Genomic DNA, 25,694 nt, shown 5'->3' on the forward strand with positions numbered 1-25,694 from the left:
AAGCAATGTTCAATCGTAGGAGCTTTCTGACAGGCGCCGGCGCAGCTCTGATCAGTGCTCCGAATGTCCTGCGCGCCCAAACGATCCCGAAGCAGAAGCTTCGCATCGTTGTCGTGGCCAATCGGGATCACGAGGCCGACGGCCTTATGGCCGCCCTATGTAATCAAATGGCACACAGCCCAAACCTCAGTGCGCCTTATCAAGTTAAATGGCCGCGTTGGTCACGAGTTCGAACCGATCTCACAATGCCGATGCACGAGCGAGCGATGCCGCGGTGCCTCGTTGACGTCTTCAAGACGCCATCGGATATGGACCCCGCGGCGACAATGGAGATTTGGTGCATCGACGACCTCGCATTTACGGACGGAAACAGCGCTAAGAAATTGATCGCGATGGGCCAGATCACGGAATATGCGGCGGGCGCACCGGATGGGGTCATCGCATTCGGCACGGCGGCCTATCCCGGCCTGCCCTCCAACAATGGCTGCGCTGCGATCGGTGGCACGATCTTCATCCATGATGCTTCACGTGGCGCGCACGAAGGCTGGTCGTGGCCGGGCCATATGGGAATGCTCGTTCCGAGCCGTGTCCCAGCAACGTTCTTTTCGAATGTTTCCGCGGATCAAATACTATTGGTCGAGATCAACTCGCAAATGATCGCGCCCCAAAACCGTCCGGCGAGCGTCCTGCAGCTCGTGATATCAGCGGACGCGGTGGGAATCAGCTCTGTCAATGAGACGCCGCCCTATTGCGAGGCGGATACGAATGCCATCGTGGCGGCGCGGCAGGCCGGAGCAGCGAATATAACGTCCGTTGAGACGACACACGGGGTTATCCGCTCCATGTGGGACAAGCCGTTCATCTATGTGTCGGCGATTTCGAACCGGATTTGCCACTTCCCCGACGAGGCCGCTGGCCTATACGGACAGGAGTTCCCCGCCTCGCACAACGCCGGGATCGCGTTGAAATATGTCGTCCCCCATTTCGTCGCTGCGATCGCGTAGCACGAATCGCCTGGTTTCGTCGGAGGCTCAGCGCCCTTGAGTCAGGCGGCGATGGCCGCCGCTTGTGTTCGTTCCACCATCGTTGTGATTCCGCTATAGGTTGCGCAGGTTCTTCAGCATCAGCCGCATCACGCGGATGGTCGCCTCGAGGTCCTGCGGATCGGCCCCGTCGATCAAGGTCTCCTCACGGGCGAGCGCGATCCGCATGATCGCTTCGTGCAGTTCGTAGCCCTTACGGTTGAGGCGCCAGCGCTTCTTGCGAGGATCCGTCTCCGACACTTCGGATTGAAGAAAGCCGAACTCGTCGAGCGTCGCCAATGCCCGGCTGGCGGCTGCCTTGTCGAGATTGATGACCTCGCAGATCCGCGCCGCCGTGATGTCGGGCTCGATCGCCAGCATCGAGACGGCCCGCCACTCGCTGATGCCGATCCCGAAGCGCTCGCGGTAGAGGCTTGAGGCACCGCGCGACAGCGCGTTGTTGATGCTGGACAGGAAAAACGGCGTGTAGTTCGTGATGTCGAGGATCTCGACGCCGTCGCGTGTCGTGGTCGGGCGCGACAGGCGGCCTTCCGGGCAGGCTGTACCGGCTGGCGGCGGCACGGTCTTCGGCGTCTCGGCGGATGTCATGCTGGGCGTGCTTTCCTCGATTTCGCCAGGGCCGCGAACTGGCGCGCGGCTATTGTTCGGTGGCGGCCTTGACCGTCTCCGACGCCCGCAATTTTCCAGATTTGAAGCGGAATACAAGGCTCGGCACGCTCTCACCTTCGACGGCGAGGACGGCGTCTACCCCGGCGACGGTAAAGGAGAGCATGCTCCTCGCCGGTCAACGCGACGCCGTCGGAGAAGCCTTTACGCCGGAGGCTCGCCGCAAGCCGAAACCCCGGCGGGCCTGACGCCGATGGCGACCCCATGGGTCACGTCTGACGCTGCGGAAGGTGCACGACGAGCCCGTCGAGATCGGCACGAACGCGGATCTGGCACGAGAGCCGGCTCGACGGTTTCACCACGCCGACGGCGCTTTCGAGCATGTCCTCCTCGCCGTCGGCCCGCGCGCCGACCGCTTCGATCCAAGCGTCGTCGACATAGCAATGACAGGTGGCGCACATCATGGCGCCGCCGCATTCGCCGACGATCCCGTCGACGCCGTTCGAGATGGCGGCGCGCATCACGCTGTCGCCGGCGCGGGCGTCGACGACGGATCGGGCGCCGTCGAAAGACATGAAAACGATCTTTGGCATGGATTATTTCCCGATGAACTCGAGGGGCATGCGGTCGAGGGCATGGATGGCGTTGTTCGGCCGCCACACCGCCGCACCGGCGAACTCGATCCGGTCGACCTTCGCCGCCAGCACGGTGAGAAGCGTTTCGAGCTCGAGCCGCGCGATGTTCTGGCCGACGCAGCCGTGGATGCCCGCACCGAACGCCAGATGACCCACCGGCCTGCGCTCTATGCGGAAACGGTCCGGATCGCCCCATTTCTCCGGGTCGAGATTGGCCGCACCGAGCACGCAGAGGATCTTGCTCGATTCCGCGATCGTCACGCCGGACACTTCCGTCGCCACCGCCGCGGTGCGCCCGAAGGTGTGCACCGGCGAGGTATAGCGCAGCACCTCCTCGAAACACGGCCGCGCGAGCGACGGATCCGCTTTGAGCCGTTCATATTCCGCCGGATTGGCGGCGAGGCACCACAAGGCGTTGCCGATCCCGGTAACGGTCGTGTCGACCCCCGCAGACAGGAACGAGCGGATCAGCAGACCTGCCTCTTCCTGCGTGATCTCGCCCGCGTCCGCGGCCTCGTAGATGACCGATCCCATGCCCCCGGGGCGCAAGCGCGAGCGGGCGCACGCAGCCATGATCCAGGGCACGATCTCGGGGATCATCGCCGTCGCCTTGCGGCGCAGCGCGTTGTCCGGTCCCATCGAATTGAAGACCATGGCCCCGTAGTCGACCAACGGGCGCGGGTCGTGATCGACCATTCCCAGCGCATCGGGAAAGACGGCGGTCGGAAAGGCCTCCGCGAGGTCCGACACCGCTTCGAAACGACGCTTCTCGAGCAGCGCGTCCACCAGCTCGACGGCCTTCGCGTGGAAGGCGTCCTTGAACTTCGCGATGGCCTTGGGTGACAGCGCCTTCGCCATGACTTTGCGCGTGCGGGTGTGCTCCGGCGGATCCACTTCCAGGATGATCGACGGAGGACGCCAAGGCGTTCCATAGCGGAAATCGTTCAGGCCGACACCCCGCGACGACACGAAACGGGTGTGATCGGAAAAGATCTCCTTCGTTTCGTCATACCGTCCCGATGCGAGAACGGAATATTTTGGAATATAGACGAGCGACCCCTTGGCGCGCAGCTCGGCATAATATTCGTTGGGATCGGCGAGGATTTCCTCGTCGAACGGGTCGATGTCCCAGATCGGAACACCTTCTGTGGGCCTGAAGGCGAGATGCCCTTCGATCATCTCCATTGCGGTCTCTCCTCCCTTTTCAGCACATCTGACGATCTTGTCGCGTCAGTTCAGCCGACTTCCGCCCGGGGCAGAGCCTCCGGGCGGTCCGCGCGGCGTGATTTCCCGTGTTTTGATGTGGCTCGAACGTCCGCCGGCGTCCCCGCTCGTCGGGCGGCGGGTTATTCTTGAGTTGTGATAACAACTCGTAGGGTGTGCTTATATGAGTTGCAATGTCAACTCAAATCTCTCGACAAGAATTGGGCCGGCGTCGGCGGTCCCCGGCTCGGCAGCCTCGCCGAAAGAAAGCAAGGTCGGCCGCTCCCTCAAGGCGGGCCCGAACAGCGACGGCGGGGCGCTGTTTCAGCGGCCGGACAAGGGGCCGCCGAGGATGTTCTTCATGAGCCCGTCGAGGATATTCGAGCCGTCCTCCCGGCGCAGGTCGGCGTACCACCGCGTCGTCGCCCCGGGATCGGCGGCGTGGGTGATCTCGCAGCGCCGCCGCGCCTTCAAGACCAGCTCCCGCGTGCGCGGAGCCCGCGCGGCTTCGTAGGCCTGCAGCCCCGCGTCGAGCGAACCGTCGTGCCGCGACAGGGCCTCGGCGAGGACAACGGCGTCCTCCATCGCCATGCATCCGCCCTGCCCGATATCGGGGGTAGTGTTGTGGGCCGCGTCGCCGAGAAGGGCGACACGGCCTGTCACCCACGGCACGAACGGATCGATATCGAAGATCTCGACACGGTTCGTCGTCTCCGGCTCGATGGCATCGATCAGAGCCTGAACCTCCGGCACCCAGCCGCCGAAATACGCGCGCAGCAGCGCCTTGTAGTCGGCGCGATTGTTCTCGAGGCCGGAGGGCAACGGAACATCGAAGAAGAAATAGAAACGCCGGCCGGAGACTGGCATCAGCGACACCCGCTTGCCCTCGCCGACGAACGTGGTCCAGCGATCGACCGGGGCGAACGCCCCGTCCATGGACACGAGGCCGTTCCAGTTGACGTAGCCGGCATAGCGGCGCACGACGACCTTGCCGAGCACGTGGCGCCGCACGACCGAATGCGCGCCGTCGGCGCCGATCAGCAGATCGGCTTGCTCGCGGGTGCCGTCGGCAAAGACGGCGGTGACGCCATCGGCGCCTTCGTGAAGATCGGTCAGCTCGGTGCCGAAGCGGATATCGCCGCGGCCGAAGGCGGAGATCAGCATCGCCTGCAAATCCGCGCGCGAAACCGGATAGGCGCGGTGGCCGACGGCCTGCATCAGAGGATCGAGGCTGAACGCCGTCATCGTCTCGCCGGAGAGGCCGTCCACATAGGCCATCGCCCGCAGATCACCGCCGATCGCTGCGATCTCGTCCCCGAGCTCCAACCGTTCGAGGCAGGCGACACCGTTCGACCACAGGGAGATGGCGGCGCCGACCGGCCTGATTTCCCTGACCCGCTCGTAGACCCGGACCTCATGACCGAGGCGCCGGAGCGCGAGGCCCGCACACAGGCCGCCCATGCCGGCACCGACGACGCTGATCTTCATTCCCGAGTCGTTCCCAAATTGCGGACCCCAATCAGGAAGGAGGGCATAGTTCGCTTCGGTGCCGATGTCTTCGGATCTCGCGGCGTGCCCGCATTTCGCGCCCGTCGACGGGGTGACGATGAGGGAAGCCGTCTTGTGGCGGCCGTGTCACGCCCGCGGCGTGTTGGACCAGCCATGGATGAAGCGGATGAGGGATTTCGTGAAGGTCTTGAGCTGCGCGACCGAGACCTGCTCGTTGACGGCGTGGGCGTGCCGGAGATCGCCGGGCCCATAGATCGCCGCGGGAATGCCGGCGTCGCCGAACCAGCCGCCGTCGGTCACCGTGGGGGAGACGTCGAGGATCGCCGGGGCGCCCGTCTCCGTCGCGTGGGCGGCCGCGAGGAGGCCGACGGCCGGGTGGGCCGGATCGACCTCGAGAGCCGGAAAGATCTCGCCGCGGTCGAGGATCATCGAGGTGCCGCCCCAGCGGAAGGTCGGGGGATGCGCGCGCATCCAGGGGTCGGCGTGAGCGAGCGCCAGCACCCAGTCCTCGATCTCGCGGGCGACCGCCTCGTGCTTTTCGTTCGGATAGGTGTGGACGGTGATCCAGAGCCGGCATTCGTCGGCGATGAAGGCGGCGTGGCGGCCACCCTCGATCACCGCGGGATTGATGGTCGTCGCGCCGGGTGGGCAGCCGGGATAGGACTTCGTCACCGCCCAGTGCCGCTCGAGCTCCTGGAGGCCGAGCACGATCTTCGCCATCTTCTCGATGGCGCTCGCACCGAACAGCCCGCCGCCGGCATGGATCATCTGCCGGCGGGTGCCGTCGTGGAAGGTCTGCGGGCTTTTCAGCACGATCCAGCCGGTGATGACGCCGCCCTGCCCCTGGATGCGCAGGTCGGAGGTGTCGACCACCAGGGCGAAGTCGGCCGTGTAGCCGCGGGTGCAGCATTGCAGCGTGCCCGCCTCGCCGACCTCCTCGCCGATCACCGATTGAAAGATGATGTCGCCGCCGAGAGCCGCGCCGCCCTCCTTGAGGATCGTGAGGGCGAACAGGGCGCCGGCGAGGCCGCCCTTCATGTCCGCCGCACCGCGGCCGATCACGGCACCGTCGCGGACCACCGGCTCGAACGGCCCCGTCTCCCAGGCCTCGCCCGCCTGCACCTCGGCGACGTCCATGTGGCCGTTGAGGATCAGGCTGCGATGGCGCTCGGGGTCGGCGCCCTTGAGAACGCCGACCACGTTCGGATCGCCGGGATGGACGTCCCAGGTGTCGATGGCAAAGCCGAGCGCGGCGAGTTCGCCGGCCATGAAGGCCTGCGCCAGTGCGGTGTTGCGGGCCGGCGGTGACGGCGTCTCGAAGGCGATCAGCCGGCAGAGGAGATCGACGAGGCGATCCTCCTCCGCATCGACCCGCGCCAGAATGCCATCGAGATCGCCCGCCATCACCGCCTCCCGCCTGTCCGCTTAGCCGCTCACTTCAGTTCGACGGCATAATCCGAGACCGGAAGATCCTTCGTGATCACCTTGTTGTCCAAAAGGAATTTGGCGTAAGCCTGATAACGCGCCGTATCGAGCGCCGCCGGGTCCTTGTCGAACAGGGGCAGGGTCTCGCGCCACGCGGTCTTGTTGAGCTCGTTGTCGAGATCCTTGTGCTCCTTGGCGAAGGCCTCCCACGTCTCGGTCGGGTGGGCGAGAAGGTACTCGGTCCCCTTCTTGAGCGCGGCCAGGAACTTCTTCAGCTTCGGCTCGCCGAGGGCGTCCTTGTTGGCGAGGATGATCAGTTCGTCATAGGTCGGGATGCCGTTGTCCTCGACCTTGAAGACGACCGGATCGGCACCGCGCTCCTTGAGCTCGTTCGCCTCGAAATTGCGGTAGCCGCCGATCACCCCGTCGACCTGCTTGGAGAGCAGCGCGGAGACGAGCTGGAAATTGACGTTGACGAGTTTCACGTCCGAGAGCTTGACGCCGTGGTCGGCGAGCATGGTGCCGAGCGTCGCCTCCTCGATGCCGCTCACCGAATAGCCGATCGTCTTGCCCTTGAAATCGGCCATCGTCTTGATGCCGCTCGAGCCGAGCGCCAGCACCGTGTTGAGCGGGGCGTCGATCAGGGTGCCGATGCGCACCAGCGGCAGACCCTGCTGGGCATAGAGATAAAGCTGCGGCTGGTAGGAGATCGCGACGTCGGCCTGCTTCGCCGCGACGAGGCGGGGCGGCGTCGAGGGATCGGACGGCGGGATGATCTCGACGTCGAGCCCCTCATCCTTGAAGGCGCCGATCTGCTGGGCGACCAGCAGCGGCGCATGATCCGGATTGATGAACCAATCGAGCAGCACGGTCACCTTCTCCGCCGCCGAGGCGGCGGAGATCGTCATCAGCGTGAAGGCAAGGCCCAAAGCGGCTTTCCGAAGCATGTCCGGCTCCAAGGTTGGGGGGTGGCGGTTGCGGGAGGTGGTTGCGGGGTCTTGGGAGGGGGTCAGGCGGGGCGGTCCGCCGCGGGCACCCAATACAGCATGCGGGCTACCGCGACATCGACGAGCTTCCAGATGAGAACGGCGAGCACGGCGAGGATGAAGAGCGCCGCGAAGCAGGTCTCCGTCTGCATGCGGGCGTTGGCGTTCAGCATGACGTAGCCGAGGCCGCCGGCGGCGCCGACCCATTCGCCGATCACGGCGCCGATCGGTGCCACCGCGGCGGCGACCCTGAGGCCCGAGCCGAAGGCCGGCAGCGCCGCCATCAGCCGGACGTGGCGAACCTGGGCGGCGGGCGAGGCCCCCATGGTGCGGGCGAGATCGAGCCAGCCGGGCTCTGTGCGCTTCAACCCGTCGAAGAAGGAGGCCGCGACGGGGAAGAAGATGACGAGCACGGCCATGACCACCTTCGAGGTGAGGCCGAAGCCGAACCAGAGCACCAGGAGCGGCGCGAGGGCGAAGACCGGGATCGCTTGGGAGATGACGAGGACCGGCATCATCCAGCGCTCGAAGGTCGCCGAAACCATCATCGCGAGCGCCAGCGCCGCCCCGAGCAGGAGGCCGAAGCCGAGCCCGAGAACGATCTCGCCGAGGGTGATCGCCGTGTTGGAGATCAGGAATTCCCGTCCGCTCCACAACGCGCCCGCGACCGAGGGCGGCGACGGCAGCATGTAAGGCGGGATGCCGAGGAGCGTGACCGCCCACCAGACGAGGATCAGGCCGACCGCGATGACGAGGCCGCGCAGGCCGGGGTGGAGCGTGGGCAGGGTGCGGGGCATCAGCTCGCCTCCACCATGAGCCGCAGGAGATGACCTTGGCTGTGCAGCAGATCCGGGTCGTCGGGCGCGCGGGGCGGCTTGCCCGCGACCACGATCGGCGCCCCGAGCGTCGCCGGCGCGCCGGCGAGCACCATCAGCCGGTGACCGAGGCGGCAGGCTTCCATCGGATCGTGGGTGATGAGGAGCACCGTACGACCCTCGAGGAGCTCGGCCGCGAGATCCTGCACCCGGGCTCGGGTGATCGCGTCGAGCGCGGAGAACGGTTCGTCCATGAGCACGATCGGCCGGCGCTCGTAGAGTGTGCGCGCGATCGCGACCCGCTGGCGCATGCCGCCCGACAAGGCCGACGGCAATGCCTTGCGGCGCTCGGCGAGGCCGACGCGCTCGAGGAGGTGGCCGGCCCAGTCGAGGTCCGCCTTCTCGCCCCGGAGGCGCGCCCCGAGGGTCACGTTCTCGATCACCGAGAGCCAGGGATAGAGCAGATCCTGCTGGCCCATATAGGCGATGCGCCCCGGGATCGGGGCGCCGTCGGTGCCGACGACGCGGCCGGTCGTCGCCTTGGCGAGGCCGGCGATGATCTTGAGGAGGCTCGACTTGCCGACGCCGCTCGACCCGAGCAGCGCCACGAACTCGCCGCCGGCGATCTCGAAGGTGAGATTGTCGAAGACGAGATGGCTCTCGAACCGAAGCGAAAGCCCCTCGATCCGGATGCCGGGCGGCGCCGGCGGCGGCAGATCGGCCGCCTCGATCGTCTCCGGATCGGGTTTCGTGTGCATCGTCAAGACGCTCTCCTCGTCCAGCCGGACCGGCGGCACAGCGGGTGGTGGCTCAGGCGGCGTCGAGGCCCATCTGCCAGAACGCGGATTCGAGCCGGGTCGCGGTCGTGAAGATCTCCGACAGGCTGTCGAAGCGGGCGTCGCCACCGCGCCGGCGTCCGACCTCGTCGATCGCGCGGATCGCCTTGGCGACGCTCTCCCGGTATTCCTCGCCCTCGTAATTGCGCAGCCACGCACCGTAGGGGCTGCCGTCGAGCACGGTCGTCGGATCGGCCATCAGGATCTCGCCGATCTCGCCGTAGCCGGCGACGCACGGCAGGAGCGCGGCCATCAGGTCGAGGGCATCGCCGGTGAGCCCGACATCGATGACGTAGCGGGTGTAGGTGATGGTCTGCGGCGCCTCGGGCTCGGCGAGGATGGCATCTTCCTCGAGCCCCCAGGAGCGGCAATAGCCGATATGGACCGGCAGTTCGCCGACGATGGCGTTGAGCGAGGCGGTCGCTGAGCGAATGTCGGCGATCGAGGTGCTCTTGTAGACGAGGAGCCCGTAGGCGCGGGCGAAGTGGATCAGGAACAGGTAATCCTGGGTGAGGAAGCGGCGGAAGCAGCGCTCCGGCAACGTGCCGCGACCGAGCTGCTGCACGAAGGGATGGCGCACATAATGCGTCCACTCCTCGCCCGCCGCCGCGCGCAGCCGGCCGAACAGACCATATTCGAAGTCGATCTCACTCATTTCCGCCTCGACCGCTGACATCCCGGTCGCTCCTTACCATTCCGGCCGCGTCAGGTCGCGATCACGGTCCGCTCAAAAGGCGCCGGCCCGCGACATCTTTTTCCAGAAGGCCGCTGCGTCGCGGCTCCGAGGCGCATGCGGGCTCATTCCGCGGCACGGCGAACCACGACCATCTTGTCCTTGATCCGCCGGAACGCCGCGTTCGCCTCGCGCACCACCAGGCCTTCGTCGATGCGGGTGAGCTTGCGCCCCTGCATCACGACGGCGCCGTCGATGATCGAGGTGTCGACGACGCTGCCGTTCGACGCGAAGACGAGGTGGCTCGTCATGTGCACCGGGGTATCGCGCAGAAGGGGCGTGAAGATCGCGCTGTTGGTGTCGATCAGGATCACGTCCGCCTTGTAGCCCGGCGTGAGCTGGCCGGTCTTGTGACCGAGTGCCCGCGCGCCGTTGCGCGTCGCCATCAGGAGCACGTCCTTCGCCTGCATCAGGCTGGCGTCGACCCGGCTCGCCCGCTGGAGCAGCGATGCATATTTCATGACTTCGAACATGTCGGCGCTGTTGTTGCACTCGACGGCGTCGTGGCCGAGCCCGACATTGATGCCCGCCGCGATCATCTCCGGGACCCGGGCGATGCCGTTGCCGAGCTTCGCGTTGGAGTTCGGATTGTGGGATATATGGGTGCCCGTCTCGGCCACCATCGCGATCTCGCGATCGTCGAGCCAGACGCAATGGGCGGCGACGCAATCGGGGCCCAGGAGACCGGTTTCGTAGGCGAGTTCGGTCGGCCTGCGGCCGAACTGCCGCAGGCAGAAATCGACCTCGGTCTTCGACTCGTTGAGATGGACGTGGATGCCGGCCCCGAGCTGATCGGCGAGCTTGCGGGCATCGCGCAAGAGCTCCGGCGACGCGAGCGGCAGCCACTCGATGCCGATGCGCACCTCGATCCGCCCGTTCGCCTTACCGTGGTTGGTGACGAACGCGTCCTGGTTGTCGCGCAGGCTGTCGAGGTCGTGCTCGTCGAGGGCGACATCGTTGCTCAAGACGGCGCGGATGCCGATCTCCTCCGCGGCAACCGCGAGCGCGTCGAGCTGGCGGTACATGTCGTTGACGGTGGTGGTCCCGCCCTTCACCGATTCCATGTAGCTCGCGAGCGCCACCCAGTAGGCCGCCTCGGGATCGAGCGCGCGGATCAGCGGATACCAGCACTCGTCGAGATATTCCCAGAGCGGCATGTGGTCGTTGAACCCCTTGCCGATCGCCGTGTGGTAATGAAGATCGATCAGCCCGGGCATCACGATCTTGTCGGTCGCATCGATCACGATGTCGTCCGGCCCCACGGCCACCGGCGGGTCGCCAGCGAAGATCGTCTTGATCTCGTTGCCTTCGATGACGAGGCCACCCCGTTCGTGATAGGTGCCCGCCTCGTCCAAGGTGAGGATCATGCCGTTGCGGATGATGAGGCGTGACATTGTTGGGACCTCGAAGCTAAAGTTGTTTCAAGACCTCGGGACGTCTATCGTAAGTTGACGCCAAGACGAGGGGTCGCCTCAGCCTAACAGTGCCCGACCGGGGCTCGTCGTCGAGACTAGGCAACACCCCGTTGCCCGTCCGGCAACGCCAACGGCACCGTCCCGCGATAGCCGCGCTCGACGTGGACCAAGGGATCGCCGCCACCCTCGCGGAGGCGCACCTGCTCGACCGACGCGATGAAGATCGCGTGCGAGGCATGGTCCACGATGCGCTCGGTGCGGCAGACGAACGCCGAGAGCGCATCGGCGAGCACGATCGCAGTGCCGTCCTCGTGCCATGTCTCGCCGCGGAAGCGCTCCTCCCGACGCGAGGGATCGCCGAACGGCAAAGACACCGAAAGCTGATCCGCGGCCAGGACCGAGACACCGAACCGCCCCGCCTCGACCAGCGGCCGGTAGGCCGACGAGGTTCGGCTCACACAGACGAGCAGCGACGGCGGGTCGACCGCGAGCGACGTCACGGACGTCACGGCCAGGCCATGCCGCGCGCCCTCGATCACCACGGCGACGATCGAGACACCCGACGCGAGCCGCCGCATGCCGGATTTGAACGCGGCCGGGTCCGCCGTCGGCGCGGCCGGGTCTGACGGAGCGGTGGCGGAGAGCGTCGTCATGGGCAACCCTCCGCCGGCGCGTGTCACGGGATCAAGAGGAGCGAGCCGGTGGTCCGGCGCGCCTCGAGATCGGCATGGGCCTGCGCCGCCTCCGCGAGCGGGTAGCGGCCGACATCCCCGGCGCCGAGCACGCCGGACGAAAGGAGACCGAACAGCGCGGCCGCTCCCTCCTCGATCTGCGCCCGGCTCGCCATGTAATGAGCGATCGAGCAACGGGTGAAGAAGAGCGAGCCCTTGGCGCCGAAGATGCCGCCGTCGTTCTGCGGGATCGGGCCGGAGGCCGTGCCGAAGCTCACCATCAGGCCACGCGGACGCAGCGTGTCGAGCGACGCCGCGAAGGTCGTGCGGCCGACGGAATCGTAGACGACATCGACCCCCTCCGGCGCGATCGCCCGGACGTCCGCGGCGAAGCTGCCGTCGTCATTGACGATCACATGGTCACAACCTGCCGCAGAAGCGAGGGCCGCCTTCTCCTGCGACCCGACGATGCCGATCGTGGTGGCGCCGAGATGCTTCAGCCAGGTGGCGGCGATCCGCCCGACGCCGCCCGCGGCGGCATGGAGGAGAATGCGGTCCCCCGGCTTCGCCGCATGGACCTTGTGAACGAGGTAGAACGCCGTGAGGCCCTTGAAGAGTAGCGCGGCGGCGACGTCGAACGGGATCTCGTCGGGCAACTTCACGACGCGGGCCGCCGGGACCAGCCGCACCGTGGAATAGGCCCCGGCGGGCCGCCGAGATAGCCGATCCGGTCGCCGGGCGCGAGATGGCCGACATTAGCCCCGACCGCCTCCACCACGCCGGCGCCCTCGACGCCGAGGCCGCTCGGCAGCGGCAGCGGATAGACACCGCTGCGATGATAGACGTCGATGTAGTTGACGCCGATCGCCTCGTGGCGGACGCGGACCTCGTCGGGTCCCGGTGTGCCGGGGTCGCGGTCGACCCATGCCAAGACGTCCGGTCCGCCCGTCGCCGCGATCTGAAAAGCTCCGTCCGACACGATGCCACCTCACCCGTTCAGAAATGCCGAGACTGCCGCATTGAAGGCGTCCGGCTCGCAATAGGACACCGCATGCCCGCCATAAGCGAGCTTGGTCAGGCGGGCGTTGCGAATGCTTGCCGCCAGTTCCTCGGAGGCGACCGGCGGCGTCAGGATATCGTCCTCCGCGACCAGCACGAGGGTCGGCGCCTCGATCGCGCCGAGATAGGGCGTGCCGTCGAACCCGACCACCGCCTCGATCCGCGAGCGAATGATCGATTGGCTCGTGCTGTTGCGGATGTTGCGGTCGAGCTCGCGCTCGATCGTCGGCCATGTCTCGCACACATAACGCGGCGGATAGAGAAAGATCGGCGACGAGCGATGGAACGCGGGCGGACCGTCCGCCATCAGCAAAGTCTGCCTAAATTCCATGCACATGCGCATCTGCGGGCAGAGCGTCGCCCAGGTCGCGTAGAGCACGAGCCGGTCGACGCGCTCGGGGTAGCGCGCTGCAAGAACCTGGCCGATGGCCCCGCCGGTCGAATGGCCGACGATCGAAGCTCGCTCGATCTCGAGATGATCGAGCAGCGCAATCAGGTCGTCGGCGAGCAGTTCGATCGAGTAGCGGCTCTCCGTCCGCGTGGTCCGGCCGGTGCCGCGATGGTCGTAGCGCAGCACGCGGTTGCTGCGCGCCAGGGCGGAGACATTGGGTTCCCAATAGGACGCAACCCCGGCGAGCCCGGAGACAAGCACGACGGGCGCGCCCTCCCCTTCGAACTCATAGAACACGTCGAGATCGGACAACGAGGCGACGGCCATCGCAGACTTTTCCTTCTCGAACGCGCTCAAACGGGATCGGCGACGGCGGCCACGGTGGCGATCTCCACCAGGAATTCCTGCTTCACCAGCGGGGTCTGGATGGTGTAGCGGGCCGGCCGATGGAGCGGAAAGAAGGTCCGATAGACCTCGTTCATGGCCGCGTAATCGGCCAGATCCTTGAGGAAGATGTGGTTGAAGAGAACGGTTTCGAGGCGTCCTCCGCCGGTCTCGACCGCGGCCTTGATCAGTTCCAGCACGACCCGAGTCTGTTCGGCCGCATCGCCGATGCCGAGGATGGCGCCATCGGGTGCCATCGCCAGCGTGCCGGAGACGAAGATCAGTCCGTTCGCGCGGGTCGCCGAGCTGTAGGGGGCGAGCGGCGGCGGCGCCTGGGGCGGGGTGATGATATCGACGGCCATGCCGATCCTGCCGGTTTGGAGAGCCTCTTCGCCGATCGGGGATCGAGACGTCCCGCCGGCGCTGCATCATCGGTAACAGCGCGATCCGGCACAGACGTAGACGAGAGTGCGGCATAGCGTGTTGCCGCGGCGGCAACGCACCGCCTGCGCTTGCCCGACAAGCGCGGCATGGAACTTGCGTGACGTCCCCGGTCCCGTTGGACCCTCAGCAGGGCGGACGTGCCGTGAACTTCAACACCTACCGCTATTTCAACGAGGTGGCAGAGACCCGCTCGATCCGCCGCGCGGCGGATCGGCTCCATGTCGCGCCTTCCGCGATCAGCCGCCAACTGGCGCTCCTGGAGCACAGCCTCGGAACGATGCTGCTCGAGCGCACCAACACCGGCATTCAGCTCACGCCGGCCGGGCTGATGCTCGAACGCTATACGCGGCACATGTTCCGCGACCTCGAGCGGGTGCAGGATTCGATCAAGAACCTGAAGGGTCTGAAGCAGGGTGAGGTGAAGGTCTGGGTCATCGAAGGCCTGATCCTCGACTTCCTGCCGCGCGCGATCTCGAGCTTCAACGAGATCTATCCGGCGATCCGCTTCTCCGTCTTCTGCGAATCCTCTGACGGCATCCTGGAGGCGCTGATTCAGGACGAAGCCGATATCGGCATCGTGTTCAACGCCAAGGAACGTCCGGGTATCGAGATCGTCGCCGAATATGGCGAGCCGGTCATGTGCCTCGTCGCCAAGGACCATCCCTTCGCCGCCCGCGAACGTCTGACGCTCGCCGAGATGTGCAGCCAGCAGATCTCGCTGCCGATCGCGAGCTTCGGCCTGCGCCAAGTCTTCGATCGAGCGATCGCTCGTATGCACATCAGTCCCGACGTGACCGTGACCAGCAACAATCTGGAGCTGACGAAGAAGATGGCCGCGACCGGCCGCACCGTCACGATCGCCCCCGCGCTCGCCGCGAGCAAGGAGATCCGCGACGGGCTCCTGAAGGCCATCCCGATCGATCACCCGGACTTCTCCGAGGCCAAGGCCGCCGTCTGCGTGCACCGCGACCGGCGGCTCTCCTACGCGGCGAACGAGTTCCTGCGCAAGCTCACCCGCTCGTTCGACACCGTCGGCCAGCCGGCGCCATGAACGCCGACCGTGTTGCCGCAGCGGCAACGCGGCCGTCCCCAATCTCGGTTACGCGGGCGTCGGCGAATTCGCTAGCGTTCCGGAGAAGAGCGGCGCAGGCGGCGGGAGAGTTCGCAGACTTTCCCCACCGGGCGGACAGGCGCCGAGAGGAGCTTCGTCATGTCGAACGCGAACCATTCCGTCGAACTCGGCGTGTTCCTGCCGGTCGGCAATGGCGGCTGGATCACCTCCACCACCAGCCCGCAGCTTCCGGCGACGTACGACTATAACCGTCGGGTCGCGCTCCTCGCCGAAGAGCTCGGTTTCGACTTCGCCCTCAGCATGGCGAAATGGCGCGGCTACGGCGGCCCGAGCCGGCATTGGGATTTCACCCTCGAATCCCTGACCACGATGTCCGGCCTCGCCGAGGCGACCTCGCGGATCGGCGTCTGGGGCACCATCCACACGATGGTGTTCCATCCGGCGGTGGTCGCCAAGATGGCGGCGGTCATCGACCAGATCTCGAACGGTCGCTTCGGCCTCAATCTCGTCGCCGGCTCCAACCCGGCGGATCAGGGCCAGATGGGGCTCTGGATGGATCTCGACCACGACGAACGCTACGCCCTCGCCGAGGAGTGGATCAGCGTCGCCAAACGGCTTTGGACCGAGGACCGCGTCGATCACAAGGGCCGCTTCTTCACGCTCGAAGACTGCATGTCGAACCCGAAGCCGCGCACGATGCCGCCGATCATCTGCGCCGGCGCCTCGGACCGCGGCTTCCTGTTCACCATCCGCAATTGCACCGGCAGCTTCCTGCTCGGCAGCGACCACGACGACTTCATCAAAACGGGCCTGCGCGCGAAGGAACTCGCCCGCGAGGTTGGTCGCGTCGGCTTCAAGACCTATGGGCTCTTCACCATCGTTCCGGGTCGGACCGACAAGGAGGCCCAGGAGCGCGTCGACCATTACAATGCGGGCGTCGACACGATCGCGCTCGACAATCAGACGCGGGAATATTCCTCGGACCGTAGCCTGAAGCAGAACACCATGGCGAACCGCTTCATCCAGCAGGGCAACGAGCGCAACTCGATGACCAAGGCCGCGGTGGTCGGATCGCCGGAGACGATCGGCCGGAAGCTCGCCCACATCGCCCGCAGCGCCGATCTCGACGGCATCACCGTGATCGTGCCGGACTTCATCGACGATCTGCGCACCGTCGGGACGGAGGTCGTCGAGGTTCTGGCCGCGTGCGGCGTCACCACCAAGGCGTTCGAGACCGCGCGGACCGGTGCCTATGCCCATTAACCCGAGCGGGGTCAAACAGCAGACCTTCTACAGCCACGCCATTCCGAAGCGGGGCACCCCGGTCTTCCTGACCGGACAGGTCGCCTGGGATGCCGAGGGCCATGTGGTCGGCGCCGGCGATATCGATGCGCAAGTCGCGCAGGTCTACCGCAATCTCGGGATGGTGCTCGCCGACCTCGGCGCGACGCCGGCCGACATCGTAAAGACGGTCACGTATGTCACGGACCGCGCCTTCATCCCGGCGATCCACAAGGGCCGTCACGCCTTCTTCGGCACCGCCACCCTGCCCGCGAGCACCCTGGTCGTCGTCGCCGGCCTCGCGGACCCGGCCTTGATGCTCGAAATCGAGGCCGTCCTTATGCTCCCCGAGGACCAACCCGCCTTCCGACGCTGAGGGCTCCAGTCCATCCGGGCAGGGCTCACAGCGGTCCGCATCCGCCCCGTCGGGCCCTAATCCCCTCCCCGCCGCCCCGACGCCATCCACCGGGCGACCCTCGCGCCTATCGTTCGTGCGCACACCAGCGTTCGGCGTTCGTTGACGCGTCCGATGAACTCAGTATAATGAGTGTACTGAGAATGTTTCCCCGACGTCCGTCGGCCGCTCGAGTCGGCGCGACGGATGGCCGGCCGGAGAGGCCGATGGGGCGACGATCGGAGCGGAGAGGAGGCCCGAGTGGGCGCGATCTATAAGAATGCGGCGCGGTACGCCAAGAGCCGTCACTTGTTCGAAGAGGCCCGCAAGGTCATTCCGGGCGGCGTCAACTCCACCGCCCGCGCCACTTGGTCCGGATGGGATCCCCATCCCCTCTTCGTCGAGGGCGGCGACGGCGCCCAACTCACCGACGTCGACGGCAACACCTACCTCGATTATCTGCTCGGCCTCGGCCCGATGATCCTCGGCCATCGTCCCAAGGCGATCACCAAGGCGGTCGTCGAGGCGATCGAGACCCACGGCACCGTGTTCGCCCTGCCGATGGCGGCGGAGATCGCCCTCGCCGAGAAGCTCATCGCCTCCGTACCGAGCCTCGAACAGGTCCGCCTGTGCAACACCGGCACCGAGGCCGTGCTCTATGCGATCCGTCTCGCCCGCGCCTTCACCGGGCGGCGCAAGATCATCCGCTTCGAGGGCATGTATCACGGCTTCTCCGACGGCGTGTATTGGTCGAAGCACCCGAACCCGGAAACCTCCGGCAGCGACCGCGCGCCGATCCCCGTGCCGCAGGGTCCCGGCATGCCGGCGAGCATCGCCGACAGCCTGATCATCCTGCCCTGGAACGACGCGGCCCTGGTGCGCGAAGTGATCGAGCGCGAAGGCGCCGACATCGCCGCCGTGCTGACCGAACCGGTGATGTGCAACACCGGCTGCATCCTGCCGGAGCCGGGCTTCCTCGAGGCGCTGCGCGAGATCACCCACAAGGCCGGCGTCGTGCTGATCTTCGACGAGGTGATCACCGGGTTCCGTCTGGCGCTCGGCGGTGCCCAGGCGAAATATGGCGTGACGCCCGACCTCTCCACCTTCGCCAAGGGCCTCGGCGGCGGCTTCCCGGTCGCCGCGATGGGCGGACGGGCCGACATCATGTCCCTCGTCGCCGACGGCACGGTTTCCATGGCCGGCACCTATGCGGGCAACGTGATCGCGGTGTCCGCCGCGAACGCCGCGATGGCGACGCTCTCCGAGCCCGGTCTCTACGATCGGCTCTACGAGGTGTGCGATCGCCTGCGCTTCGGCCTCGAGGCGGTGTTCCGCGACGCCGGCATCCCGACGCGCGTCGCCGGCATCGGCCCCGTGTTCCAGGTCTGGTTCTCGGACCACGACATCCGCGACTACCGCGACGCGGCGCGCCATGCGAGCCACAGCCTGTTCCGCATCTGGTGGGAGGAGATGCTGGAGCGCGGCATCCTGTTCCACCCCGGTGCGTTCGAGAACCTCTTCGTCTCCTTCGCCCACACGGTGGACGACGTGGATCGCACCCTTGCCGCCGCGCGCGAGGTGGCGCAGATCATCCGCAACAGGTGATCCTCGCCGGAGGTCGGGACCGCGCTGCGCGGACCCGACCGCTTCGGCGGCCGGACAACGAGGCGGTGGGCCGACCGGCGCTTCCCGCTCTCCGCATGCGAAGGAGCCCGCCCCGCTCATGGCGCCAAGCGATCTGCCCGTCCGACCGGAGTTCCCGGCCGGATCCGACCTCTATCTCGGTCTCGACCTCGGCACGTCGTCCCTGAAGGCGGTGCTGTGCGATGGCGCCATGGCGGTGGTCGGCAGTGGGTCGGCCGGCTATCCGATGGCGAGCCCCGTTCCCGGCGCGGCCGAGCAGAATCCGGCGGATTGGGTCGACGCGGCGGGCCGTGCCGTGCGCGCGGCGCTCGCCGACGCCGAGGCGGCCGGGTGTGCGAACGCCGCCGCCGCGGTGCGCGCGATCGGTCTCTCGGGGCAATTGCCGACCCTCGTCTGCCTCAAGGACGGCATCGCCGACGGGCCGGCGATCGTGTGGAGCGACGCGCGGGCCGACTCCGCGGCCGCCGCGCGGCTCGGCCCCGACGGGCCCGCGATGTTCTACCGGCGTACCGGCATGCCGGTCGACGGGCGCTATCTCGCGCCGATGCTCGCTTTTCATCGGGCCGACGCGGCGGCGCTCGACGGCATTCTCTCGGCCAAGGATTATCTCTGCTTCGCGCTGACGGGACGGTCGGTCACCGACCCGTCCACGGCCGCGGGCTATGCGGTGTTCGATCTCGCCACCGGCCGCTTCGCCGACGATCTCGCGGCCGTGTTCGATCTCGACACGGCGCTCTTGCCGGCAATAGCGCCCGCCGGTGCCGTCGCCGGCACCCTGACGCCTGCGGCCGCGGCCCGGCTCGGCTTGCCCGCCGGCGTGCCTGTCATGGTCGGCGCGGCCGATTCCGCCGCCGGCGCGCTGGCGATGACCGGCGGCGATTCCGCTGCGGTGGCAATCGTGATGGGCTCGAGCACCATCATCTTCGCCGCGTGCGACAGCCCCCGACCGGATGACGCGCGGCGCTACCTCCTGACGCCCCACGCCGCCGCGCCCGGGGAGGCAGCTCGCTACGGCCGGGAGATGGATCTCCTCGCCACCGGCACCGGCCTCGCCTGGCTGAGTCGCCTGACGGGATCGAGCGTCGAGGCTCTGGAGACAGCGGCCCTGGCCGCCCCGCCCGGAGCCCGCGGCGTGCGGTTCGCACCCTATCTCGCCGGCGGCGAGCAGGGCGCACTGTGGGATCCGAGCCTTGCCGGCGTCATCCACGGCCTCACCATCGCGCACGGCACCGGCGATCTCGCCCGCGCCTATTTCGAAGGTATTTTCTTCGAGATGCGGCGTTGTCTTGATGTTTTAGAAGAAGCGACGCCGGTGCGCCGCGCGGTGGTGTCGGGCGCGGCGGCCGGCAATCCTGGCCTCATACATCTCATGGCGGACGTGCTCGGACGGCCGGTTCAGGTGTTCACCCATGCCGCCCCGTCGGCCCTCGGCGCGGCGATGCTCGCGGCCGGACGGACGGATCCCGCGGGGGCGTATTTCGGTCCCGTCACGCAGCCCGGTCCTGCGGCGGAGCTCTATGACGAATTCTACGGCGCCCACCGGGCGCTGTTTCCTCGCCTCGCTGTGCGGTGACCGCCCGAGATCGTGATCGGAGGATATTTCCCATGGACCGTCTCGATACCGCGGCGCGTGCGCCCGCCATCGCCTGGTACGACGACGAGGAAGCGCTCGCCGAGGCGGCCGCCCGGCACGTCGCGGCTCTGATCGCGCGCCGTCCGAACGCCGCGATCGCCTTCCCGACCGGTGCGACGCCGCTCGCGACCTATCGCCGGCTGGCCGCGATGAGGGCCGACGGAGCCTTCGATCTCTCGCAGGCGCGCGTCTTCAATCTCGACGAATTTGCCGGTAAGGGGCCGCAGGATGCCCAGAGCTACGCGAACTTTCTCGGCCGGCATCTGACCGGCCCCCTCGCCCTCCCCGCCGACCACGTCCGCTTCTTCAACGGCGCGGCGCCCGATCCGGAGGCCGAATGCGCGGCGGTGGAGCGGGCGATCGAGGCCGCCGGCGGGCTCGATCTCGCGGTCCTCGGGCTCGGACGCAACGGCCATGTCGCCTTCAACGAGCCGGGCTCGGCGTGGGATTCGCCGAGCCGCGTCGTCGAGCTCGCCGAAGAGACCCGGGCGGCGCAGGGGCCGCTCTACGACGATCCCACCGACGTGCCGAAGTTCGGGCTGACGCTGGGCCTCGCCCCGCTGCGCCGGGCCCGGTCGCTGCTCCTCCTCGTCAGCGGTCGCGGCAAGAGCGCCGCGCTCGACGCCCTCGCGCGCGGAGAGGCCGATCCGCGCTGGCCGGTGACGTCGCTGCTCGGCCATGACAACCTCGCCGTGCTCGCCACCCGCGCCGCCGCGAACGCCTGATCGCCGTCGGGAAACGCAACAGATCCGAGGACTTGCTGGATAGGGTGGCGTCTTGTCGGGGTGCGGCGCTCTCGCATAAGATGAGGACATGTGCGGGTCGTCACGCGGCCCCATCGCCGCCGCGCCCATTCCCGACATGCCCCGGAGGAGGCGGGCGGCCACCCCATCCGAGGAGAGCGTCCCCTTTGGCCCGCAAAAGTGCAGCCCCCGCAAAAGCCGCGCGCGAGCCGCAGAAATTGCGCTACGAGGTCGTCTACGACCTTGTGCTGGATCTCATTGCCAAGAACGGCCTGAAGCCCGGCGACAAGCTTCCGAGCGCCACAGACTTGGTGGCGATGTCGGGCGTCAGCCTGATTTCGGTCCGACACGCGCTCGACAAGCTCGAAAATGCGGGCCGCATCCGCCGGCACCAGGGCATCGGCACCTTCGTCGCCCGCGAGCGGATCGTCAGCGAGCCGAGCCGGTCCGGCGAACTTCTGCAGACGCTGGCGGTCGACGGGGCCGAGCCGGAGCTTTCCACCGAGGTACTGGAGCTCGCCGTCGGCCTGCCGAGCCCGACGGTGGCCCGCGCGCTCGCCGTCGATCCGGGCACGCCGGTGTGGACGTTGGTGCGCCTACGCAAGGTGGGCCGCGATCCGGCCATTCTGGAGCAGGCCATTCTGCCCTTGTCGCTGGTGCCTTCGCTCGGTGAGGCACAGCTAACGGCCGGCGGTTCGCTCTATCGCTTCCTCGCCGAGCGCTACGACCTCGCCGACGAGCGCACCGAGCAAGTCTTCGAGGTGGTACGCCCGACGGCGGCGGAACGCGAGCGCCTCGGCTTGCAGCCACGCGAACAGGTCGTGCGCATCCGCGGCGTCAGCTTCACGGCCGCGGGCGTCGCGTTCGATTGCTGGAGCCAGACCTACCGCGCGACCGATTTCGTGTTCTACACCACCGGCAACGGCCAGCACCGTCTGCTCGCCCCATCCCAGACCGACGATTGGAGCGTGACGCCGCTGCCGGGCGTCTCCTCCAAACGCGGCTGATGACGCGCGCTCAGGCGCTCGCGCGCAGGCTCGGATCGAGCCTCGGGATCGCCGCCATCAAAGCGCGGGTGTAGGCCGCCTTCGGTGCCCCGACGACCTCGGCCGGCGGCCCCTCCTCGACGATGCGACCGTTGTGCATCACGGCGATGCGGTCGGCATAATCCGCCGCCGTCGAAAGATCGTGGGTGATCATCAGGATCCCCATCGCCTGGGTGCGGCACAGCGCGCGCAGGAGATCGAGGATGCCAGTGCGCACGGACACGTCCAGCATCGAGACCGGCTCGTCGGCAAGCAGCAGCGACGGCCGCAGGATGATGCTGGCGGCGATGGCGACCCGCTGGCGCTGGCCGCCCGAGAGCTCATGCGGATAGCGGTGGACGAACCGCGCGGCGGGGCTGAGCCCGACGGCCTCCAGCGCGGCGTTCACCCGCGCGGCCCGCTCGGTGCGGGGCAAGCCCGGCTCGTGGATGCCGAGCGGCTCGGCGACCGTCTCCCCGACCCGAAAGCGGCTGTCGAGCGCCTCGTAGGGGTCCTGGTAGATCATCTGCATCCGGCGGCGAACCCGGCGCCATTCGGCCGGCGGAAGACCGGTCAGGTCCCGCCCTTCGAACAGGATGTGGCCCCCGTTCGCCGGCACCATGCCGAGTGTCGCCTGCAAGGTGCTCGTCTTGCCGCAGCCGGATTGCCCGACCAGCGCCACGAGGTCACCGCGCCGGACGGAAAGCGAAATGCCGTCCACCGCCTGCTTCTCCGGCGGCCGTCGGCGGAGCACGATGTCGGCGAACCGCGGAGCGGTCGCGTAGGCGACGCGTAGGCCTTCGAGGCGCAGGAGCGGGGCGTCGTCGCCCTTCAGGGCCACCGGCGAGCCGGCGATTGCCGCCGCAAGCGTCGGCGCGGCCTTGAAGAGCCGGCCGGTATAGGGGTGCGCGGGATGATGATAGAGCTGCGTGACCGCGCCCTGCTCGACGAGCTCGCCCTTCAGCATGACGCCGGCGCGCGCGCAGGTCTCGGCGACCACGCCGAGATCGTGGGTGACCAGGATGACGCCGAGCTGCAATTCGCGGCCGAGCCGCACCAGGAGCTCCAGCACCTGCTTCTGGATCATCACGTCGAGCGCGGTGGTCGGCTCGTCGGCGAGAAGAACCTTCGGATTGCAGGCGAGCGCCATCGCGATGATGGCGCGCTGGCGCATGCCGCCGGAGAATTGGTGCGGATAGCGTGCGGCCTGATCCGGCGCGATGCCGACGAGGCCGAGCAAGTCTCCGACCCGCTGGAGCCCCGCGCGGCCGCGGGCCATGCCGTGGACCTCCATCGCCTCGGCGATCTGCCAGCCGACCGTCTTGACCGGGTTCAGGGCGTTCATCGCGCCCTGAAACACCATCGCGACGTCCTTCCAGCGGTGAGGCGCGACGCTCGCCTCGCCGCGGGCGAGGATATTCTCGCCGTTGAGGACGATGCGGCCACCGACCCGCGCGGACGACGGTAGCAGACCCATCACCGCCTGGATCGTGGTGGTCTTGCCGGAGCCGGATTCGCCGATGAGGCCGTAGCACTCGCCGGCCTCGAGGTGCAGCGACACATCGCGCACCACATGCGCTTCCGGGGAACCGACGGCGTTGCCGAGCGCGAACCAGACGTTGAGCGCCTCGATCGAGAGGAGCGGCGTGCGGGTTGCGGGCGTGGGTCCGGCCGAAGCGGCGATGGTGGCGCTCATGCCTCTCTCCCCCGACGAGGTGCCGCCTCGGGACGGTGTGGCGGCGTCCGCATCTGCCAGTGGCGGAGCGACAGATAGGAAATGCGCAGGCGCGGGTTGAGGCTGTCCTCGATGGCCCGGCCGAGCATGTAGCACCCCATGACGATGCCGCCGACCGCGAGCCCGGCCGGGACCACGGCCCACCACGCCCCGGCGCTGGCGGCGGCACGGTTGAAGGCGTGCTCCAGGATCGTGCCCCAGGTGATGGCCGTGCTGTCGGACAGGCCGAGGAAGGCGAGCGCCGTCTCGTTGAAGATCGCGAGCGTCACCGCGAGAACGGCATTCGCGGCGAGCAGCGGCCCGAGCTGGGGCAGGATGTGGCGGCGGATGATGGAGACGTGCGAGGCGCCGAGCGCCTCGGCACGCCGCACGAAGACACGGCCGCGCAGGCCCTTCACCTGCGCCCGGATCAGACGCGCCGGACTCGTCCACATCAGCACGCCGATGACGATGACGACATGGGTGAGACTCGGTCCCCACACCGCCGCGACGACGATCATCAGCACCATCTGCGGGATGACGATGAGATAGTCGGTGATGCGCATGAGCACCATGTCGACCCAGCCGCCGAAATAGCCGGCGGCAACCCCGACGACGGTGCCGATACCGATCGCGATCAGGCTCGCCGACAGCCCGACGAGCATCGAGATGCGGCTGCCGCGGATGACGAGGCTGAGCATGTCGATGCCGCCATCGTCGCAGCCGAGCCAATGGGCGGCAGAGGGCGGCTGAAACACGCCGCAGGTCGCCTCGACCGTGCTGTAGGGCTCGATGAGCGGGGCGAACAGCGCGACGAGGGCGTAGAACGCGATGATGACGAGGCCGATCACCGCGCCGGGATCGTGCAGCACCGTCGCGATCGCCGAGGGAGGCGCCGTCGCCGCTCCCTCCTTGTCGAGACTGGAGGGGGTGTCGGGACTGAGGCCGGCCGCCGCCGGATCGATCAGGGGTGCCGGATTGCCGCTCATGCCGTCACCCGCGGGTCGAGGCGGAAATAGGTGAGGTCGGCGATCAGATTACAGGCCGTGACCGCGATCGTGATGGCGAGGAAGCCGCCCTGGAGCATCGGATAGTCCCGCTGGAGCACCGCCTCGTAGAGCATCCGGCCGATCCCGGGCCAGGAGAAGATCACCTCGACGAGGATCGAGCCCGACACGATCGAGCTCAGCGACAGCGCGGTCATCGTGATGACCGGCAGCATCGCGTTGCGCAGCGCGTGGGAGACGATGATCCGTCGGCGCGGCACGCCCTTGGCCCGGGCGGTGAGGATGTAGTCCTCGCCCAGCGTCTCCAGCATCGCGGAGCGGACGATCAGCGTGTTCTCGGCAAACAGGGTCAGCGTCAGGGTCGCCACCGGCATGATCATGTGCAGGCCGACGTCCGTGACCGTACCCCACAGGGAATCGTCCATGCGGAACGGATCGGCCATCCCGGCCGAGGGCAGCACGCCGGCAAAGGCGATGAGGATCATCACCCCCAGGAACTGGGTCGGAAAGGCGTAGAGCAGGACGGCGATGTTGGTGGAGAGGTGATCGAACCAACCGCCCCGCCGGGCCGCCGCGACGACGCCGAGAGCGCTGCCGATCAGGATGGCGAGCACAGTGCCGGTCGCCACCATCGGCAACGTGTTCGCGAAGGCTTCGATGAGATTGTCCGTGACCGGCAGGCGGTTCGAATAGGACACCCCGAGATTGCCGTGGGCGAGCTGGACGAGATAGCGCCAGAACTGAATCGTGAGCGGCTGATCCAGCCCGAACTCGACCTCGAGAGCGTGCTTGAGTTCCGCCGAGGCGTTCGGCACCCGTGAGATGCGGGTGACCGCACTGCCCGGCAGGACGCGGAAAAGCAGGAAGTTCAGCACCGTCGCGACGGCGACGGTGACGACGGCGAATCCGATGCGCTTGACGAGATAGGCTGCGCCGAACAACGCGCCCCCCAAGGGTTCTATCGGTGGCCGGGCGACCGCAATCGCGCCCGCAGGAGGGTGCCGGCCCGCGGCCCTGCGGTGCGGC

General features: G+C 67.7%; 25 protein-coding genes and 1 pseudogene. 8 read left to right on the plus strand and 18 right to left on the minus strand.

Annotated features, from left to right (window positions below):
* The first annotated feature begins 5 nt into the window (after window positions 1-5).
* Window positions 6-1,004 (plus strand): hypothetical protein, encoded by a 999-nt coding sequence (locus F0357_RS23000; protein ID WP_153490821.1) that lies wholly within the window; start codon window positions 6-8, stop codon window positions 1,002-1,004.
* A 93-nt stretch (window positions 1,005-1,097) separates the two neighbouring features.
* Here the strand turns inward: F0357_RS23000 and F0357_RS23005 are convergent, their stop codons facing one another.
* The 15 genes and pseudogenes from F0357_RS23005 to F0357_RS23070 form a co-directional block, all read right to left on the minus strand.
* Complete coding sequence (locus tag F0357_RS23005; RefSeq protein ID WP_153490825.1) at window positions 1,098-1,631, minus strand: MarR family winged helix-turn-helix transcriptional regulator; 534 nt, start codon at window positions 1,629-1,631, stop codon at window positions 1,098-1,100.
* Between the two features lie 49 nt (window positions 1,632-1,680).
* Window positions 1,681-1,815 (minus strand): hypothetical protein, encoded by a 135-nt coding sequence (locus F0357_RS25045; protein ID WP_281350425.1) that lies wholly within the window; start codon window positions 1,813-1,815, stop codon window positions 1,681-1,683.
* Between the two features lie 103 nt (window positions 1,816-1,918).
* Window positions 1,919-2,242: a 2Fe-2S iron-sulfur cluster-binding protein gene (locus F0357_RS23010; protein WP_153490829.1), complete on the minus strand. Its 324-nt coding sequence runs from the start codon at window positions 2,240-2,242 to the stop codon at window positions 1,919-1,921.
* A 3-nt stretch (window positions 2,243-2,245) separates the two neighbouring features.
* Entirely contained in the window at window positions 2,246-3,469 is a 1,224-nt protein-coding gene (locus tag F0357_RS23015; protein ID WP_246161864.1) for a cytochrome P450, read from the minus strand.
* Between the two features lie 342 nt (window positions 3,470-3,811).
* Window positions 3,812-4,975, minus strand: a complete 1,164-nt coding sequence (hpxO, locus tag F0357_RS23020; protein WP_153490842.1) for an FAD-dependent urate hydroxylase HpxO — start codon at window positions 4,973-4,975, stop codon at window positions 3,812-3,814.
* A 147-nt stretch (window positions 4,976-5,122) separates the two neighbouring features.
* Window positions 5,123-6,400: an acetylornithine deacetylase gene (locus F0357_RS23025; protein ID WP_153490846.1), complete on the minus strand. Its 1,278-nt coding sequence runs from the start codon at window positions 6,398-6,400 to the stop codon at window positions 5,123-5,125.
* Window positions 6,401-6,429: 29 nt separating this feature from the next.
* Window positions 6,430-7,368 carry an ABC transporter substrate-binding protein gene (locus F0357_RS23030; RefSeq protein ID WP_153490849.1) on the minus strand — a complete coding sequence of 313 codons (939 nt, stop codon included), beginning with the start codon at window positions 7,366-7,368 and terminating at the stop codon, window positions 6,430-6,432.
* A gap of 62 nt (window positions 7,369-7,430) precedes the next feature.
* Complete coding sequence (locus tag F0357_RS23035) at window positions 7,431-8,204, minus strand: ABC transporter permease (RefSeq protein WP_153490853.1); 774 nt, start codon at window positions 8,202-8,204, stop codon at window positions 7,431-7,433.
* Complete coding sequence (locus F0357_RS23040; RefSeq protein WP_153491589.1) at window positions 8,204-8,980, minus strand: ABC transporter ATP-binding protein; 777 nt, start codon at window positions 8,978-8,980, stop codon at window positions 8,204-8,206. Before F0357_RS23040 ends, F0357_RS23035 begins: the two co-directional genes overlap by 1 nt.
* Window positions 8,981-9,032: 52 nt before the next feature.
* The gene (locus F0357_RS23045; RefSeq protein ID WP_153490856.1) at window positions 9,033-9,713 is read right to left on the minus strand and encodes a TenA family protein; all 681 of its coding nucleotides are present in this window, start codon (window positions 9,711-9,713) and stop codon (window positions 9,033-9,035) included.
* Window positions 9,714-9,856: 143 nt separating this feature from the next.
* Entirely contained in the window at window positions 9,857-11,185 is a 1,329-nt protein-coding gene (locus tag F0357_RS23050) for an amidohydrolase family protein (RefSeq protein ID WP_153490861.1), read from the minus strand.
* A gap of 116 nt (window positions 11,186-11,301) precedes the next feature.
* Window positions 11,302-11,859, minus strand: a complete 558-nt coding sequence (locus F0357_RS23055; protein WP_153490866.1) for a flavin reductase family protein — start codon at window positions 11,857-11,859, stop codon at window positions 11,302-11,304.
* 23 nt (window positions 11,860-11,882) lie between these two features.
* Window positions 11,883-12,856 (minus strand): annotated as a pseudogene (locus F0357_RS23060) (quinone oxidoreductase family protein).
* 9 nt (window positions 12,857-12,865) lie between these two features.
* Complete coding sequence (locus tag F0357_RS23065; protein ID WP_153490870.1) at window positions 12,866-13,654, minus strand: alpha/beta fold hydrolase; 789 nt, start codon at window positions 13,652-13,654, stop codon at window positions 12,866-12,868.
* A 26-nt stretch (window positions 13,655-13,680) separates the two neighbouring features.
* Entirely contained in the window at window positions 13,681-14,073 is a 393-nt protein-coding gene (locus F0357_RS23070; RefSeq protein ID WP_153490875.1) for a Rid family hydrolase, read from the minus strand.
* 179 nt (window positions 14,074-14,252) lie between these two features.
* Between F0357_RS23070 and F0357_RS23075 the strand changes: the two genes are divergently transcribed.
* The 7 genes from F0357_RS23075 (at window position 14,253) to F0357_RS23105 (ending at window position 21,929) form a co-directional block, all read left to right on the plus strand.
* Window positions 14,253-15,206: a LysR family transcriptional regulator gene (locus F0357_RS23075; RefSeq protein ID WP_312861793.1), complete on the plus strand. Its 954-nt coding sequence runs from the start codon at window positions 14,253-14,255 to the stop codon at window positions 15,204-15,206.
* 159 nt (window positions 15,207-15,365) lie between these two features.
* On the plus strand, window positions 15,366-16,490 hold the full coding sequence (locus F0357_RS23080) for an LLM class flavin-dependent oxidoreductase (protein ID WP_153490880.1): 1,125 nt from the start codon (window positions 15,366-15,368) through the stop codon (window positions 16,488-16,490).
* Entirely contained in the window at window positions 16,480-16,884 is a 405-nt protein-coding gene (locus F0357_RS23085; protein WP_153490883.1) for a RidA family protein, read from the plus strand. Before F0357_RS23080 ends, F0357_RS23085 begins: the two co-directional genes overlap by 11 nt.
* 279 nt (window positions 16,885-17,163) lie before the next feature.
* Complete coding sequence (locus tag F0357_RS23090; RefSeq protein WP_208948561.1) at window positions 17,164-18,507, plus strand: aspartate aminotransferase family protein; 1,344 nt, start codon at window positions 17,164-17,166, stop codon at window positions 18,505-18,507.
* A 118-nt stretch (window positions 18,508-18,625) separates the two neighbouring features.
* On the plus strand, window positions 18,626-20,119 hold the full coding sequence (locus F0357_RS23095) for a xylulokinase (protein ID WP_153490895.1): 1,494 nt from the start codon (window positions 18,626-18,628) through the stop codon (window positions 20,117-20,119).
* Window positions 20,120-20,151: 32 nt separating this feature from the next.
* A complete protein-coding gene (locus F0357_RS23100) occupies window positions 20,152-20,904 on the plus strand; it encodes a glucosamine-6-phosphate deaminase (protein WP_153490898.1) in 753 nt (250 codons plus the stop codon).
* A gap of 185 nt (window positions 20,905-21,089) precedes the next feature.
* On the plus strand, window positions 21,090-21,929 hold the full coding sequence (locus F0357_RS23105) for a GntR family transcriptional regulator (protein ID WP_208948562.1): 840 nt from the start codon (window positions 21,090-21,092) through the stop codon (window positions 21,927-21,929).
* A gap of 10 nt (window positions 21,930-21,939) precedes the next feature.
* Here the strand turns inward: F0357_RS23105 and F0357_RS23110 are convergent, their stop codons facing one another.
* Genes F0357_RS23110 through F0357_RS23120 form a run of 3 tightly spaced genes read right to left on the minus strand, consistent with a single transcriptional unit; the run spans window position 21,940 to window position 25,621 of the window.
* Window positions 21,940-23,643, minus strand: coding sequence for a dipeptide ABC transporter ATP-binding protein (locus F0357_RS23110; RefSeq protein WP_153490909.1), 1,704 nt, complete (start codon window positions 23,641-23,643; stop codon window positions 21,940-21,942).
* Window positions 23,640-24,650, minus strand: coding sequence for an ABC transporter permease (locus F0357_RS23115; protein WP_153490912.1), 1,011 nt, complete (start codon window positions 24,648-24,650; stop codon window positions 23,640-23,642). The genes F0357_RS23110 and F0357_RS23115 overlap by 4 nt, the downstream gene beginning before the upstream one ends.
* Window positions 24,647-25,621: an ABC transporter permease gene (locus F0357_RS23120; RefSeq protein ID WP_208948563.1), complete on the minus strand. Its 975-nt coding sequence runs from the start codon at window positions 25,619-25,621 to the stop codon at window positions 24,647-24,649. The genes F0357_RS23115 and F0357_RS23120 overlap by 4 nt, the downstream gene beginning before the upstream one ends.
* Between the last annotated feature and the right edge of the window lie 73 nt (window positions 25,622-25,694).

This window comes from Segnochrobactrum spirostomi, from assembly GCF_009600605.1.
Classification (GTDB): Bacteria; Pseudomonadota; Alphaproteobacteria; order Rhizobiales; family Segnochrobactraceae; genus Segnochrobactrum; species Segnochrobactrum spirostomi.

What these genes read in the sequence shown, in the direction of transcription:
- F0357_RS23005 (WP_153490825.1), bottom strand. Translation starts at nt 1,631, where the DNA reads ATGACATCCGCCGAGACGCCGAAGACCGTGCCGCCGCCAGCCGGTACA.
- F0357_RS23045 (WP_153490856.1), bottom strand. Translation starts at nt 9,713, where the DNA reads ATGAGTGAGATCGACTTCGAATATGGTCTGTTCGGCCGGCTGCGCGCG.
- F0357_RS23055 (WP_153490866.1), bottom strand. Translation starts at nt 11,859, where the DNA reads ATGACGACGCTCTCCGCCACCGCTCCGTCAGACCCGGCCGCGCCGACG.
- F0357_RS23110 (WP_153490909.1), bottom strand. Translation starts at nt 23,643, where the DNA reads ATGAGCGCCACCATCGCCGCTTCGGCCGGACCCACGCCCGCAACCCGC.
- F0357_RS23010 (WP_153490829.1), bottom strand. Translation starts at nt 2,242, where the DNA reads ATGCCAAAGATCGTTTTCATGTCTTTCGACGGCGCCCGATCCGTCGTC.
- F0357_RS23025 (WP_153490846.1), bottom strand. Translation starts at nt 6,400, where the DNA reads ATGGCGGGCGATCTCGATGGCATTCTGGCGCGGGTCGATGCGGAGGAG.
- hpxO (WP_153490842.1), bottom strand. Translation starts at nt 4,975, where the DNA reads ATGAAGATCAGCGTCGTCGGTGCCGGCATGGGCGGCCTGTGTGCGGGC.
- F0357_RS23085 (WP_153490883.1), top strand. Translation starts at nt 16,480, where the DNA reads ATGCCCATTAACCCGAGCGGGGTCAAACAGCAGACCTTCTACAGCCAC.
- F0357_RS23015 (WP_246161864.1), bottom strand. Translation starts at nt 3,469, where the DNA reads ATGGAGATGATCGAAGGGCATCTCGCCTTCAGGCCCACAGAAGGTGTT.
- F0357_RS23065 (WP_153490870.1), bottom strand. Translation starts at nt 13,654, where the DNA reads ATGGCCGTCGCCTCGTTGTCCGATCTCGACGTGTTCTATGAGTTCGAA.
- F0357_RS23095 (WP_153490895.1), top strand. Translation starts at nt 18,626, where the DNA reads ATGGCGCCAAGCGATCTGCCCGTCCGACCGGAGTTCCCGGCCGGATCC.
- F0357_RS23030 (WP_153490849.1), bottom strand. Translation starts at nt 7,368, where the DNA reads ATGCTTCGGAAAGCCGCTTTGGGCCTTGCCTTCACGCTGATGACGATC.
- F0357_RS23050 (WP_153490861.1), bottom strand. Translation starts at nt 11,185, where the DNA reads ATGTCACGCCTCATCATCCGCAACGGCATGATCCTCACCTTGGACGAG.
- F0357_RS23080 (WP_153490880.1), top strand. Translation starts at nt 15,366, where the DNA reads ATGTCGAACGCGAACCATTCCGTCGAACTCGGCGTGTTCCTGCCGGTC.
- F0357_RS23070 (WP_153490875.1), bottom strand. Translation starts at nt 14,073, where the DNA reads ATGGCCGTCGATATCATCACCCCGCCCCAGGCGCCGCCGCCGCTCGCC.
- F0357_RS23100 (WP_153490898.1), top strand. Translation starts at nt 20,152, where the DNA reads ATGGACCGTCTCGATACCGCGGCGCGTGCGCCCGCCATCGCCTGGTAC.
- F0357_RS23040 (WP_153491589.1), bottom strand. Translation starts at nt 8,980, where the DNA reads ATGCACACGAAACCCGATCCGGAGACGATCGAGGCGGCCGATCTGCCG.
- F0357_RS23000 (WP_153490821.1), top strand. Translation starts at nt 6, where the DNA reads ATGTTCAATCGTAGGAGCTTTCTGACAGGCGCCGGCGCAGCTCTGATC.
- F0357_RS23115 (WP_153490912.1), bottom strand. Translation starts at nt 24,650, where the DNA reads ATGAGCGGCAATCCGGCACCCCTGATCGATCCGGCGGCGGCCGGCCTC.
- F0357_RS23035 (WP_153490853.1), bottom strand. Translation starts at nt 8,204, where the DNA reads ATGCCCCGCACCCTGCCCACGCTCCACCCCGGCCTGCGCGGCCTCGTC.
- F0357_RS25045 (WP_281350425.1), bottom strand. Translation starts at nt 1,815, where the DNA reads ATGCTCTCCTTTACCGTCGCCGGGGTAGACGCCGTCCTCGCCGTCGAA.